The 13,785-nt window shown below is 58.8% G+C and carries 12 protein-coding genes; 5 read left to right on the top strand and 7 right to left on the bottom strand.

The window, feature by feature from the left end:
- Window positions 1-11: 11 nt before the first annotated feature.
- The 5 genes from C1J04_RS04765 to C1J04_RS04745 form a co-directional block, all read right to left on the bottom strand.
- Window positions 12-710, bottom strand: coding sequence for a lipoyl protein ligase domain-containing protein (locus tag C1J04_RS04765; RefSeq protein ID WP_009826188.1), 699 nt, complete (start codon window positions 708-710; stop codon window positions 12-14).
- Complete coding sequence (locus tag C1J04_RS04760; protein WP_009826187.1) at window positions 707-1,378, bottom strand: 2-oxo acid dehydrogenase subunit E2; 672 nt, start codon at window positions 1,376-1,378, stop codon at window positions 707-709. The genes C1J04_RS04765 and C1J04_RS04760 overlap by 4 nt, the downstream gene beginning before the upstream one ends.
- Entirely contained in the window at window positions 1,375-1,608 is a 234-nt protein-coding gene (locus C1J04_RS04755; RefSeq protein WP_005851830.1) for a biotin/lipoyl-containing protein, read from the bottom strand. The genes C1J04_RS04760 and C1J04_RS04755 overlap by 4 nt, the downstream gene beginning before the upstream one ends.
- A 76-nt stretch (window positions 1,609-1,684) precedes the next feature.
- Window positions 1,685-2,704, bottom strand: coding sequence for an alpha-ketoacid dehydrogenase subunit beta (locus C1J04_RS04750; RefSeq protein ID WP_009826186.1), 1,020 nt, complete (start codon window positions 2,702-2,704; stop codon window positions 1,685-1,687).
- Window positions 2,705-2,719: 15 nt separating this feature from the next.
- Window positions 2,720-3,709: a thiamine pyrophosphate-dependent dehydrogenase E1 component subunit alpha gene (locus tag C1J04_RS04745; protein ID WP_254655146.1), complete on the bottom strand. Its 990-nt coding sequence runs from the start codon at window positions 3,707-3,709 to the stop codon at window positions 2,720-2,722.
- A 381-nt stretch (window positions 3,710-4,090) separates the two neighbouring features.
- Between C1J04_RS04745 and C1J04_RS04740 the strand changes: the two genes are divergently transcribed.
- From C1J04_RS04740 to C1J04_RS04725, 3 genes are all read left to right on the top strand, one after another.
- Window positions 4,091-4,936: an enoyl-CoA hydratase/isomerase family protein gene (locus C1J04_RS04740; RefSeq protein ID WP_009826184.1), complete on the top strand. Its 846-nt coding sequence runs from the start codon at window positions 4,091-4,093 to the stop codon at window positions 4,934-4,936.
- A 194-nt stretch (window positions 4,937-5,130) separates the two neighbouring features.
- Entirely contained in the window at window positions 5,131-6,117 is a 987-nt protein-coding gene (locus C1J04_RS04735; RefSeq protein ID WP_009826183.1) for a zinc-dependent alcohol dehydrogenase family protein, read from the top strand.
- Between the two features lie 1,015 nt (window positions 6,118-7,132).
- Entirely contained in the window at window positions 7,133-7,915 is a 783-nt protein-coding gene (locus tag C1J04_RS04725; protein WP_368074097.1) for a DUF4437 domain-containing protein, read from the top strand.
- 492 nt (window positions 7,916-8,407) lie between these two features.
- On the opposite strand, the gene C1J04_RS04720 is transcribed toward C1J04_RS04725, so the two are convergent.
- Window positions 8,408-9,778, bottom strand: a complete 1,371-nt coding sequence (locus C1J04_RS04720) for a sensor histidine kinase (RefSeq protein WP_009826180.1) — start codon at window positions 9,776-9,778, stop codon at window positions 8,408-8,410.
- Complete coding sequence (locus C1J04_RS04715) at window positions 9,775-10,446, bottom strand: response regulator transcription factor (protein ID WP_009826179.1); 672 nt, start codon at window positions 10,444-10,446, stop codon at window positions 9,775-9,777. Before C1J04_RS04715 ends, C1J04_RS04720 begins: the two co-directional genes overlap by 4 nt.
- A 150-nt stretch (window positions 10,447-10,596) precedes the next feature.
- On the opposite strand from C1J04_RS04715, the gene C1J04_RS04710 reads away from it, so the two are divergent.
- Together C1J04_RS04710 and C1J04_RS04705 are read left to right on the top strand one after the other, a co-directional pair.
- Window positions 10,597-11,673: a tricarboxylate transporter gene (locus tag C1J04_RS04710; protein ID WP_009826178.1), complete on the top strand. Its 1,077-nt coding sequence runs from the start codon at window positions 10,597-10,599 to the stop codon at window positions 11,671-11,673.
- 74 nt (window positions 11,674-11,747) lie between these two features.
- The gene (locus C1J04_RS04705) at window positions 11,748-13,778 is read left to right on the top strand and encodes a tripartite tricarboxylate transporter permease (RefSeq protein ID WP_009826177.1); all 2,031 of its coding nucleotides are present in this window, start codon (window positions 11,748-11,750) and stop codon (window positions 13,776-13,778) included.
- Window positions 13,779-13,785 lie beyond the last annotated feature (7 nt).

Here is a 13,785-nt window from a genome sequence, read left to right as displayed (position 1 = left end):
CGGGTTTGGGTTCAGGCCGCTCGGCGGCCTAAATGCTGTGTTGCGCGCAGAATGTCGCGCTGTGCTATTTCATTGAGTGATGCGGCCAATGTGTTCATCGGATCACGCTGCGACGGGATGGCCCTGTCCAACGTCGTGTGAACACCCGCGTCGATTGGGCCAAGGGAAAGGTCACGGTGAAACGCATCGACGGCTGCGGCCCCGGCGGCCAGATCGCCCTCCACCAAAATCAGCGCATGCGCCAGAATGCGGCGCTGCCCGTTGCCAACAGGGCGTATGCGCTGCGCCGTGCCAATGACTTTGCGGCGGTTCAGGGACAGGTTCCATGCGCCGTCACAAAAGCTGTTCGGGGTCGCACCCGTTGCCCAACCGGCGGGGATTGCATTCTGAATGATCCGTGTGATCAGGCGGTAACCATCTTCGATGGAGAACGTCCGATCAGCGGTAAACGCCAGCGCGAGGTTCAACACCCCCGGCCCTTGGGGGACCGCGCCGCCGCCCGTGGGGCGCAGATGCAAAGGCCAGCCGCGCGTGGCTGAATTACGCTTCGCCGTTTCAAATCCGGGTTTGAGCCTCAGGCTCGCCGGACAGACAAGCGCGCGGCGGCGTGGGCTCCAGAGACAGGTTACAGCACCTTGCGCCGCGAAGGCCGCGGCCTCAAGGGCAAGCCCCTCTGCCACGCCCTCCACATATGTGAGAGGTGCGTTCACACCGCCATCCTTTCGATCTCTTCGCAGATGGAAGTCAGCAGATCACCCGCTGGTGCGCCATCAAGCGCGCGATGATCAAAGGTCAGCGACAGGCCCACATGGGGGCGCAATTCGATCCCGCCATCCGCGCCCCGCACCGCGCGATCCGTCATACGCCCAATACCAAGGATGCAGATTTGGCCCGCATTGATGATCGGAGTGAAATGTTCCACCCGCGTGAGGCCAAGGTTGGAGACGGTGAATGTGCCGCCCGTCATTTCCGTCACGGTCAGCTTGTTCACCTTGGCCCGCGCGGCCAAATCCTGCCGCGCCGCACGCAATTCGGTCACATCCATTGCATCGGCACCGAACATGGCAGGGGCGACCAACAGATTGCCGGGCAAGGCGATAGCCACCGACAGGTCAACCGCATCAGACAGATGCACCTCGCGCCCCTCGACACGTCCGTTTGCGTCGGGGTTCTTTTTCAGGGCGCGCACCACGGCCAGCATCAAGAGATCCTCAACAGATATCTTGGTACCTGCCGCGCCCAAGCGTGTTTTTTCGGCCATCAGCGCCGTCGCATCGGCGCTGCCGTGGTGGGTCAGCTGCGCTGCCGTCGCAAGGCTTTTGGTCATGGCATCCGCGATCATGCCGCGCACGCCTTTGAGAGGGACGACCTTGGTCATTCGACCGACCCGATGACGGCGCCCTTGGGCACAACGGCATCGGCCTCTTCCTTGATCCGCAGGGTGCCAGAGGCTGGTGCGTTGATCTCGTATTGCACTTTGGCGGTCATAATCTCGACCACCAACGCGCCTTCTTCGACGGTCGCGCCATCATCAGCAAGCCAGCCGGTGATCACTGTTTCTTCGTCCTCTTCCCAGAGGTCGGATGGGATGACGATATCTGTTGCCATTTGAAGTGTCCTTTCCTGTTCGGGGTCGCGCTGCATGCGACCCCGTTGATTAGTGATTTGTTGGTTTTGGTTCGGCTCAGGCCGCTTGCATCTCGTCCCAGGCAGCGACGATCTTGTCAGGGTTGGGCAGGCAGAACTGCTCCATCACCCGCGCGAATGGGATCGGCACATCGGGGAAGGCAACGCGTTTTGGCGCGGCCTTGAGAACCGAGATATCATGCTCCGTCACGGAGGCGATGATTTCGCCGGACAGGCCGTAGCTCATATAGTCCTCGTCCACGACGATCAGCCTGCCGGTCTTGGCGACGCTTGCGCGGATGGTGTCACGGTCCAGTGGGACAAGGCTGACAAGATCGACGACTTCGGCACTGACGCCTTGGTCTTCAAGCTTCTTGGCGGCCTTCAGCGCGTTGTGAACGCCCATGCCGCAACTGACAATGGATACGTCCTTGCCTTCGCGCACAACCTTGGCCTTGCCGATTTCCAGCGTGTAAGGCTCTTCCGGCACATGCACAGTCGCGCCCGCTTCGGTACCAAGCCAACCCATGCCCTGCAGCCCCTTGTGGTACATGTAAACCACCGGACTGTCGTCGCGCATGGCGGCCGTCATCAACCCTTTGGCGTCATAGGCATTGGATGGGGCCACAACTTTCATTCCCGGCAAGTGGGCAAAGGTGCCGTACAGGCACTGCGAATGCTGGCCGCCATCGGAATAGCCACCACCGGTTGAGGTCATCAGAACCATTGGCACTTTCACGTTGCCGCCGGAGAAATAGATGTTCTTGGCCATCAGATTGTAGATCGCATCAAAGCAGACGCCAAAGAAGTCGACGAACATCAGTTCGACCACCGGACGCATGCCATCCTGCGCCGCACCAACAGCGGCACCGATAAAGGCAGTTTCCGAAATCGGTGTGTCGCGGATGCGCTCCGCCCCGAACTCTTCGATTAACCCACGGGTGTTGCCATAGACGCCACCCAGAGGGCCGATGTCCTCGCCCATCACAAAGACGGAGGGATCAATGCGCATTTCCTGTGCGGTGGCTTCGGCCATAGCGCGGGCGATGGTCAGTTTTCTCTCGTTCGATTTGGTCATGTCTCTCCCTCCCGTTTATGCCGCGAACACGCGCGTCAGCGCATCTTCGGGGGCTGCATCATCGCTTTCGCGGGCGAACTTGATCGCGGCATCAACGCGCGCAGCAGATTCTTCCTCGATCGTGTTCAAGTCCGCTTCGCTGGCAGCACCTTCGGCGAGCAATCTTTCCCTCATTTTGGGGATCGGATCCTTTTCAAACAGCGCGTCCTTTTCCCCTTCGGGGCGATAGGCCTCGGCGTCACCCATAAAGTGGCCCGCTAAACGGTAGGTTTCACATTCCAGCAGCGATGGGCCTTCACCCGCTCGTGCTCGGGCAATCGCCTCGCCTGCTGCTTCAAAGATGGCATAGGGGTCGTTGCCCTCAATCCGTTTGCCGGGGATGCCATAAGCCGCCGCGCGGTCTGCATGGCTGCCGATGCTGCTGGCGGTTTCTTTGGCGACAGAAATGCCCCAGCCGTTATCCTCGACCACGCAGATAAAAGGCAGGTTCCATACGGCAGCGAGGTTCATCGCCTCGTGCCAGCCGCCCTGGTTCACCGCGCCTTCACCGACGAAGGCCACGGCGACGCCCGGCTTGCCTTGCATCCTGCGGCTGAGCGCCGCCCCCACGGCGGGGCCCATACCCTGCGCGATAATGCCAGAACAGGCAAAGTTCACATTGTCATCAAACAGATGCATGTGTCCGCCACGACCACCGGACAAGCCGGTTTTCTTACCGAAGATCTCGGCGGCCATTTTGTCCAGATCGACGCCTTTGGCGATGGCCTGATGGTGTGGACGGTGGGTGGCTGTGACCACATCCTCGGGAGTCAGGTGCGCACAAACCCCCACCGCCACTGGCTCCTGCCCGTCGGACAGGTGCATTTCACCCGGGATCGGCCCGTTGGCCATGTTGAAGGCCGGTGATTTTCCCTCGAAATAGATCTTCGCAATGGCCTCTTCGAACCTCCGGCTCGTGACCATATTGCGATACATCCAATGCTGTTCTTCGCGTGTTGGTGACATGAATTCCTCCTCCCATGTGCGCGGCCTCTCCCTGCCGCATGAACGCTATGGTGAGGATTGATCCTGTTAGGCCGCAGAACAACGGTGCTGACGCCCACGCGGGGCTTGATCGCGCAAACTGTCTCACCGTGAGACAGTTTGAGACACTTTGATCCAGAGTGTGGCGCACCTTGAGCAGAAATTGGTCTGCGCGTCGAAGAAAGACGGGCATCGACTCAGCAATAAAGCGGCACGCAATTTATATTCAAAATCCGAATTCTGTAGCTAACTTCACCCCCGTTTATCCAAGATTTGGATCATCTCATCATAGGGGCACGAAAAAGAGCTTCGGCTCACAACTCAAGCCCTGCGCAAAACAGGGCACCACAACGGAGAGATGCTATGAAGTACGAGAATTTCACAACGTTTAGCGTCGATGTCAAAGATGCCATCGCGACCGTGACGTTCGATTATGGATCGGTCAACATTCAGGGGCAAGAGATGCTCGCAGACCTGAACAGCCTTGCCATGCGGCTAGAGCGGGACCGCGATACAAAGGTTGTAATCTTCCAGTCGGCGCACCCCGAAATCTGGGTGGCGCATTATGATACGGAGCTTCTTAAAGATATGGCGATCGAAGCCGTTTCGCGCGAAAACGCGGTATTGCTTGACCTGCAAATGGTGTGCGAACGGATTAGCAGGGTGCCGCAAGCGACCATTGCGAAGCTGGAAGGGTTTGCACGTGGCGGCGGCCATGAACTGGCACTGGCGCTCGACATGCGGTTCGCCGCGCGTGGCAAGTACAAGTTTATGCAAATGGAAGTCGGCATGGGCATTCTGCCCTGTGGAGGCGGCGCGTCGCGCATGGCCCGTCAAACCGGTTTGGGCAAAGCGTTGGAAATTATCCTTAGCGCAAATGATTACGACGCAGATGATGCGGAACGGTTCGGCACAATCAACAAGGCGCTCGAGCCCGATGAGATCGGCCCCTACGTTGACGCGCTTGCGCAGCGCATTTCCAAATTTCCCGCGGCTTCGATTAACGCCTGTAAGCAGATGGTTTACGAATCTATCGACAAACCAATTGAAGAAGCCCTGAAGGCAGAGGCCTATTGGCTTTATCAAGCGACCAGCAAAACCCCGGCCATCAAGCGTTTCACAGTGGCTGACGAACAAGGGCTTGAGCACGACATCGAGAACCAGCGCAATTGGGGCGATCTGGTCATGAAGGTTCAAGACATCAACTAACCCCCCCTTTTTAAGGGCACTACTCAAGAACCGCGCCGGTATTCACGGTGCGGTTCTTTCTGTTTTGTCGCCGTTCACGCACAGATGACAGCATTACCTTCAGAATCCGAAAACTGAACTCCGAATTGCACCGATTACCCAAATATTCAGACGTGTTAGTTCTGTGTCAACAAACACATCGAAAGGAAAACCCGATGAAAACCATGGCCCTCTCCGAATACGGACCCAACTCCCCCTTTGCATTGACCGAGCTGCCCAAACCAACCGCAGACACCGGTCATGTGGTTGTTCGCGTTCAAGCAACTAGTATCAACACAATCGACATGATGATCCGCAATATGGGCACGGATCTTGGTTTTGCCCCCGCTACACCTGCTGTTTTGGGCATGGATTTTGCTGGCACGATTGAAGAAGTCGGCGAGGGTGTGACCGGTTTCGCCGTGGGCGACGAAGTATATGGCTGCGCCGGTGGTCTGGCCAACCTTCAGGGCGCTCTGGCGGAATACATGCCGGCTGATGCACGGCTGATCGCGAAAAAGCCGAAATCCCTATCCATGCGCGAAGCAGCCGCGATCCCGCTGGTCGGGATCACCGCTTATGAGGGGCTCAAGCGGGCCGGCGTAAGCGAGGGTCAGAAGGTACTCGTGCATGGCGGTTCTGGCGGTGTCGGGCACATCGGCGTGCAATTGGCGCGTGAGTTCGGCGCAGATGTCTATGCCACCGACAGCGGCGACGAACGCCTATCTGTTGTGCGCGCTCTTGGTGCCGAAGCGATCGATTTCAAGGCGGAAACCGTCGAGGACTACGTCGCCAAACACACAGGCGGCACAGGTTTTGACGCGGTGCTGGATACAGTCGGCGCTGGCAACCTGACGAACTCATTCAACGCGGTCGCCCTGAACGGCCATGTCGCCACGACGCTCGCGTTGGCAGAGCTTGACCTGTCCCCCGCCCACCTCAAGGGTGCCTCACTGCATGTCGTATTCATGCTGATCCCGATGTTGCATGACAAAGACCGCGCAGACCACGGTGCAATCCTGGCCGAACTGGCAAATCTGGTTGATAGCGGCGCATTGAAACCGGTCGTGGATGAGCCCCAGTTTACCCTTGAAGAGGTCGGTGCAGCCTATGACCGCCTCGCCAGCGGCAAGGCTATCGGCAAGGTGGTCGTAGACGTATAACGCACCACAAGGCGCGTTCGGCATGGCGCGGCGGGCTTCGGCTCGCCGCGCCATTCGTTTTTCCGAAATAGGATTTTGAAGAAAAACTGCGCCCCAACCCGAACTGACGATTATATCCATTAACCGAATTTTGATTACAAAATACGCCCGTTTATCAAGCTGAGAGAGATCAATAAGTGTTGCATGTCAAACCTGCTCCAACATAAGAAGGATGCTTCTAAATGACCCTTTCATCTCTTCAACAAGCCCGTGCCATTGCGCGCCCAAGCCGGGAACAAATGCTCAACCGCGAGTTCTCTGTCCAACAATTCTGGAACCAGAACCGCGATCTGTTTGAACGCGCTTGGTCAGAATGGCAGACGGAGAGCGAGGCTAAGCTGCCTCAGCTCGACAGCTCTATTTTCGATCCAAAACTGCGCGCGGCTGTGGAACAGGCTTGGGCAGACCCGACAACCGAAGATGCGGTTAAGGACTTGTGGGAAGAAGTCTTCCCCGGCGTCTATCGCGCGCAATTCTTTGATGTCGAACGCCTTGCGGCCCTGCGTGAATACCTTGACGGTGTTGCAGATGCGGACATCCCATTGCGCCCCCCTTACGGGATCGTGTTGAACCGCGGTGGTGCCATGCTTGACCCGCGCTCCGAAGGGTATCTGGCCGCGCCCGGGTTTCAGGGCTTCTACCGCGAGATGATGGACGCCTACATGCGGCCCGTGTCTCGTCTGCTGTTCCCTGACGTCGTGGGTTACGACACACAAACATTCGGGTTCTCTATCCGGTGGCAGGCCAGCAAAGACACATCCTTGCGCCCCCATTCTGATGCCTCTGCGGTGACACTGAACATCAACCTGAACCTGCCCGGCGAAGGGTACTCCGGTTCGGCCGTCAGCTTCATCGATCCGGTTTCACGCCGCGTTGAAAAACTGACCTTTGAACCTGGCACTGCCCTGATCCACCACGGCAGCGTCCCCCACGCGTCCGAGCCGATCACTGAAGGCGAACGCTATAACTTTGTTCTGTGGCTGTATGGTCAACACGGACAAATTCCGCATGGCAGCACCCCGACGCCGCGAATCTCGGCCAAGGACAGGTGGTCCGTACCAACGGAAGAATTTGGGGGGATATCGCCAAAGACGTGCCCACCGGTGCCATTATCAAATTCGGAGAGAACTTTTCTTCGCCGCCCCATATTCACAACATTACCTATCGGGGCATCGTTATCGAAGGTGCAGTCCACAATGATGATCCCGATGCTGCAAACATGTGGATGGGGCCGGGCTCTTTTTGGTCACAGCCGGCGGGTGAGCCTCACATCACATCTGCGGCGGCAGAGGGCGGCGCAACGATCTTTTTGGAGATCCTCGAAGGGCCATATCTGGTCCGGCCGACCGAAGAGGCTTTTGATAACCACGAACTTCCAGTGAATTTGGATTCAAGCAACGTTGTCTGGCTAAGCACGGATGATGTGACAGGGATCGATCAGCCTGCCGCCAAGGACAACACCGCCGCCCCGCAGCTCGCCTACCTTTGGGGAGAGACCAGCGCAACCAATGCAACATTCCTGAAAATTCCGGCAGGAACTTCCGGCACGCTCGAAAGCAATGCTGGATTGCTCCGCGCTGTCACAATCTCCGGCAAAACGGACCTAACCGTCCCGGAAGGCTCCATAGAAAGCGATCTGGTTCCCGGCAGCTATTTCGGCTCTGAAACAGGCGGATCATATGATCTGTCTTGCCAGATCGAAGATGATTGCATGCTGTATGTGCGGGCAGAAGGCAAATATACTTTCACCGGGAAGTAATCGCAGTGCCGCGGTCGTTTGAAAGATGGCTCTAGTCCCACGTTCAAGCGATCGCGGTCCACTGGCAAAGAAAATAGCAAGCTCCTGTATCGCGCATCCGCCTGCTTTTCTGAAATCGAACAAACCGGCACGTGGAACTGTCGACTTTCGGCAGGTCAGCTTTTTAGAAAGACAATGAAGTCTTAGCCGCTCGTGATACGTCCGCTTTCACCATTGTCTTCCCCATGCTTCGCACCTGCAGCGAAGGTCCGCAATATGCCCAAAACGGCCATTCGTGCTTTGTCGCACCATCGGAACTCTGTCGCCTTGCCGCTCCCTATGCGCCGCTTGCAGACCACAAACCGAATTGCATAAAGCTAAATACCTGCAAGCAAGCGAATTTGATTTAGAACGGAAAGTCTGCACCAAACCACGACGCGGTCTACAGGATCGATGCATTTACCTATGTAACTGGGTACACCAATTAGAGTAGTAAGCAGCGCGCGGTTTGTGTCAGGGCTTTGCGACCGGCGACACCAACGGAACTTTCAATCTCACGACCACCCCCCGCTCCTGCGGCAACAGCTCGACGTCACCACCGTGTCGGCGCAGGACATCCTGAACAATGGCAAGCCCAAGCCCGCTGCCCTCCCCTTCGCTCAATTGACCGAACCGTTGAAACGCGGCCTGCGTGCTGTCTTTGGGGATGCCGATGCCGTCATCTTGTACGGTCAGCACCGCATACCCCGCCTCGGCCACGGTGCTCACGCGGATCGCTGAGAGGCCTGGGCCCCCATGGGACAGCGCGTTTTCGAGTAGATTTGTGATCGCCTCACCCAGCAGCACGCTGTCGCCATTCACGGGCAAAGGGGCAGGATATGGCTCGAAGCCAAAGCCTATATCCCGCGACAGGACCGTCGGGGCAAAGTCACTGCAGACTTCGGCAGCGACAGCGTTGAGTTCTAGCGCGTCGAATGTTGACGTCTCGTCGTAGCGCAACCGTTCGAGAGACAACAACTGATTGGCGAGCCGCGCCGATTTACGTGCGGCGGCAATCAACTCGCGTTCGCGCAGGCGACGCTCTTGCGGGTCGCTGACATCCGGCAAAACCTCGGCCAATGACAACAGTGCGGAGGCGGGGTTGCGCAGCTGATGCGCGGCGTTGGAGATAAAGACCTGATGGTCCTCAATGCTCTGGCGCACCTGCCCGAAAAGCCGGTTCAATGTGGCGACAATACCAAAGACTTCTGCCGGGACCGGGCGGCGGATATCGCGCAGGTCATCGGGGGATCGGTGTTGGATCGCATCTTGCAAATCGTTCAAGGGGCGCAGGCCGATCTTCACCCCGAACCAGACCACCAAAGCAAGTGCTGCCATCAGGCTGGCGATCAACGCCGCCGCGCGGCGCGCCAGAGCGGCGGCAAAGGCATTTCGGTCACTGTCCCTTTGCCAGACGGTGACGATCGTATCGCCCGTGAGGTTGCCGATGGTCGTGCTCTCTCGCATCCGCAAAACCCGCACAGGCTCGCCCCGATATTCCGCCATCGTGTAGTCCAGCCGATCCTCGCCCGTTCGGCCGCCGGAAACGGGCGGATAGGCATAGCCGGTAATGTAGATGCCACCAGGACCGGTAACATGGTAAAAAAGCTCACCGCCCCCCGCGTCCGAGACGAAATCCCGCGTGCTGGGAGAAAGCGCATCGCCGCCTGAGATTGCCACATCGCGAGAGATTGCCAAGGCCGCGGCCAGCAGGCTGCGGTCGAACAGGGTTTCAGAAGTGCGCTGCGCCACTTCAAAGCGCCAAAACCCCAGAACGATCGAAAGCAGCAGCAGCGGCGGCAGGATCAGCATGAAGAGCCGAGAGCGCAGCGACATCGAGGTCATGCGCTGTCGACTTCAAGCATATAGCCCAGCCCACGGGCGGCTTTGATGCGGATGCCGAAAGGCTCCAACCGTTTGCGAAGACGCGACACATGCGGCTCGATGGCGCTGTCTTCCTGCGCGGCACCGGTGCCATAGACATGCGTGATCAACTGGGATTTCGACACGATGCGTCCGCGCCGTTCCAGTAGACATTCCAGCGTCGCCAGTTCTTTGCGCGGGAAGGCCAGTGGCGCTTCATCTTTCAACAATTGACGGTTCGTACGGTCGAAAACCAAAGGGCCAAGCGTGTCGCGGGCGGCGAACTCAAGGTTCTTGCGCCGCGCCATGGCCCGAAGCCGCGCCTCGAGCTCGTCCATCTCGAAGGGCTTGGTCAGGTAATCATCGGCTCCGGCATCCAGCCCTGCTACTCGCTCTGAAGTCTCGGCCCGCGCGGTCAGCAGGATCACTGGCGTGCCATCGCCACGGCGGCGCAGACGGCTCAGAACTTCCAGCCCGTCACAACCGGGCAAGTTACAGTCCAGCACGATCAGGTCAGCCCCCTCATGTCGCAAGAAAATGTCAGCATCTTCCCCGTCATGCAGCAGGTCCACCGCATGGCCCCGATCGCGCAAGCGATGGGCAATTCCCTGTGCCAGAGCCTCATTGTCTTCGATGACTGCAATGCGCATGATTAAAACTTAATCCTGATGCGCAAGTTTCGCGCAAGGTTGGAAAGGCAGTGTGCCCATGTTGGAGGAGGGATTCGTTCCCTGAAACAAATACGAATTACGGCAGGCGTGAAAGTCTGACCGATACAGAATGTCTACGGGAGGACACCAATGACTATCAAGTATTTCGCCGCAACCGCTGTATCTGCTGCTTGCCTTGCCGCCCCGGCGCTGGCCGAGGTCGATTTTGCAGGGAAAACCATCGAGTGGGTCATCCCCTTTTCGGAAACCGGCGGCTCGGCCAAATGGGCCAACTTCTTTGCGCCGCTCTTGTCCGAAGAACTTCCGGGCAACCCCACCGTCGTGGTCAAATTCATGCCGGGCGCGGGTTCAACCAAAGGCGCCAACTGGTTCCAAGAGCAAGAGCATGACGAGGGCACGGTTCTTTTCGGCACCTCCGGCTCGACCCAGTTCCCCTACCTGCTGGGCGATCCCCGTGTGCGCTATGAGTACAGCGACTGGAAGCCTGTCATGGCGTCGGGCACCGGCGGGGTCGCCTATCTGAACCCCGCGGACGGTGAGAAATTCGATGGCACCGCCAATAACCTTAAAGACATCAACTTCATCTACGGTTCGCAGGGTGCCACGCGCCTTGATCTCGTGCCGTTGCTGGCATGGGAGATGCTGGGCATGAATGTTGAGCCGGTCTTTGGCATCAAGGGCCGTGGCGATGGCCGTCTGATGTTTGAGCGCGGCGAGGCCACGATCGACTACCAAACCTCGTCAAGCTACCTCGGTGCCTCTGCTGATCTGGTGGAAAAGGGTCAAGCCGTGCCGATGATGACATGGGGCGCACTTGACGACGATGGCAACATCGTCCGCGATCCCACTTTCCCCGACATCCTGACCTTTAAGGAAGTCTGCGAAGCCACCGAAGGCTGCGCCACCGAAGGTGAAGCATGGGACGCATGGAAAGCCTTCTTTATCGCAGGCTTCCCTGTGCAAAAGATCGCCTTCCTGCCCGCAGGGACGCCCGATGACGTGATCGAGACCTACACGGCGGCCTTTGACGCGGTGCGCAACCGCGACGACTTTGCCCAGATTGCCGAGAAACGTGTCGGTAAGTACCCCGTCTTCGTAGGCGAAGGCGCGGCAAAGGCGACTGAGCGCGGCACGACCGTCTCTGCGGAGGCGAAAGCCTTCGTCACCAACTGGCTGCAAGAAGCCTATGGCGTTTCGCTGAAGTAAGCGAAACCCTCTTGGCCCCGGGCGCGCCCCGGGGCCACCCCCTCCCTTTAATCTAACATTTCGAGGTCGGTGCGATGGATCTGTTCGCAACCGCTCTGCCTGCGCTTGGCCAGGCATGGGCTCTCATTCTGCAACCTATGGTTCTGGGATATCTGGTGCTGGGCGTGGTCATGGGCCTCGCTGTCGGGGTCTTTCCCGGCCTCGGCGGGATCGCGGGGCTGTCGCTGCTTTTGCCCTTCATGTTCGGCATGGACCCTGTGCTGGGTCTGGCGCTGATGATCGGCATGGTCGCGGTGGTGCCAACCTCTGACACTTTCGCTTCGGTTCTAATGGGCATCCCCGGGTCTTCGGCCAGCCAAGCCACAGTGCTTGACGGGTTTCCTATGGCCAAAAAAGGACAAGCCGCGCGGGCGCTATCTGCGGCCTTCACCTCATCGCTCTTCGGCGGGCTGGTCGGCGCGGCTTTCCTGACGTTGTTCATCGTTGTTGCGCGTCCCATCGTGTTGTCCTTCGGCCTGCCCGAGATGCTGATGATCTCGATCCTCGGTCTGTCGATGGTGGCGGTGTTGGCGGGTCGCGTAGCGCTTAAAGGTCTGGCGGCCGCGGGCCTCGGTCTGCTTATCGGCACCATCGGCGAGGCTGATGCGGGCGGCTCACTGCGCATGGCGACCTATGACATCCCCTATCTAACAGACGGGTTGAAACTGGTGATCGTCGGCTTGGGCATCTTTGCCGTGCCAGAGATCGTATCGCTTCTGCGCCAAGACCGGGCGATTTCCAAAGAAGCCAAGCTTGGCGCGGGCTGGGGCGACGGCGTGCGTGACTGGGTGGCCAACAAATGGCTGTCGGTCCGCTGCTCACTGATCGGCGTGGTGGTCGGCGTCATTCCCGGCCTTGGTGGGTCAGTCGTTGACTGGATCGCCTATGGTCACGCGGTTCAAACGACGAAAGACAAATCGAACTTCGGCAAAGGCGAAGTGCGCGGCGTGATCGGGCCGGAAAGCTCGAACAACGCGAAAGAGGGCGGCGGTTTGGTCCCTACCCTGCTATTCGGAATTCCCGGTTCTGGCTCCATGGCGATCTTCATCGGTGCCATCGCGCTCTTGGGGTCTGGCGAGATCGAAGTCGGCCCCTCGATGCTGCGCGACAACCTCGACATCACCTATTCGATTGTCTGGCTGCTGGCACTGGCCAACGTCGTCGGCACGCTACTGTGCATCGCGGCTTCGGGCGGCATCGCGAAGCTGACCACGATCCGCTTCACCTACCTTGCGCCTTTCCTTTTCATGCTGATCTCCTTCGCGGCGTTCCAGTCGGGGCAGAACTTCGAAGACATTCTCGCGCTTTTCGTGATCGGCCTGATCGGTATCTTCCTGCGCCGCTTCGACTGGTCGCGCCCGGCCTTCCTGATCGGCTTCGTGCTGTCGAACCCGGTCGAGAAATTCTCGAACCAAGCGTTTCAGATCGCGTCGTTCCGGTTCCGCAAATCCTTTGAGGATGGGATGGACTATGTCTTCTCGCCCATTGTGATCGTGCTGTTGATCGTCACCGTGGTCTCTGTCGTGCTGGGTCTGCGTCAGGCCAAGTCGATCATGGCTGAAGGCGATGTTCAGTCCGGCTCCAAACGCGCGCCGCTGGTCTTTTTGCTGATCATCATGGGATACGTCGTGGCCGCGCTGATCAATGCCTCGCTGATCCCTGATTACAACATGACCGACAAGATCGTGCCGCTGGTCGTGGGGGGCATCGCCTTGGCTGCACTGTTGATCTTGCTGGTGCAGATGATCCTGCGCCCCGAAAGCGATGCCATCTTCGCCGACAAGGAAGTCTCGGGCGAGGACGCTGATGCGCCCTATGGCCTCTGGAGCACGCTGGCGTGGTTCGTGGGGTTGATCGTCGCCACATATTTCGTCGGCTTCATCCTCGCGCTCTTGGGCTTTTTGATCAGCTTCCTGCGGGTCCGCGCACAGGCGCATTGGCCGAAAACCCTGATCCTGACGGCCTGCGGCATCGCGCTGATGTGCGTCATGGCCGGGGCACTCAACCGTGATTTCCCGCCGGGTCTGCTGCAAGGCGCAGTCGATCTGCCCTGGCCGCTGAACTGAGGAGCTT

It is taken from the genome of Sulfitobacter sp. SK025, assembly GCF_003352105.1.
In the GTDB taxonomy this organism is placed as follows: Bacteria; Pseudomonadota; Alphaproteobacteria; order Rhodobacterales; family Rhodobacteraceae; genus Sulfitobacter; species Sulfitobacter pontiacus.
Note: the sequence above shows the minus strand (reverse complement) of the source record. Positions and strands in the feature narration are given on the sequence as shown.

Coding starts and splice junctions, on each gene's coding strand:
- C1J04_RS04745 (WP_254655146.1), bottom strand. CDS start 3,709: ATGTCACCAACACGCGAAGAACAGCATTGGATGTATCGCAATATGGTC.
- C1J04_RS04755 (WP_005851830.1), bottom strand. CDS start 1,608: ATGGCAACAGATATCGTCATCCCATCCGACCTCTGGGAAGAGGACGAA.
- C1J04_RS04705 (WP_009826177.1), top strand. CDS start 11,748: ATGGATCTGTTCGCAACCGCTCTGCCTGCGCTTGGCCAGGCATGGGCT.
- C1J04_RS04760 (WP_009826187.1), bottom strand. CDS start 1,378: ATGACCAAGGTCGTCCCTCTCAAAGGCGTGCGCGGCATGATCGCGGAT.
- C1J04_RS04735 (WP_009826183.1), top strand. CDS start 5,131: ATGAAAACCATGGCCCTCTCCGAATACGGACCCAACTCCCCCTTTGCA.
- C1J04_RS04750 (WP_009826186.1), bottom strand. CDS start 2,704: ATGACCAAATCGAACGAGAGAAAACTGACCATCGCCCGCGCTATGGCC.
- C1J04_RS04710 (WP_009826178.1), top strand. CDS start 10,597: ATGACTATCAAGTATTTCGCCGCAACCGCTGTATCTGCTGCTTGCCTT.
- C1J04_RS04720 (WP_009826180.1), bottom strand. CDS start 9,778: ATGACCTCGATGTCGCTGCGCTCTCGGCTCTTCATGCTGATCCTGCCG.
- C1J04_RS04740 (WP_009826184.1), top strand. CDS start 4,091: ATGAAGTACGAGAATTTCACAACGTTTAGCGTCGATGTCAAAGATGCC.
- C1J04_RS04715 (WP_009826179.1), bottom strand. CDS start 10,446: ATGCGCATTGCAGTCATCGAAGACAATGAGGCTCTGGCACAGGGAATT.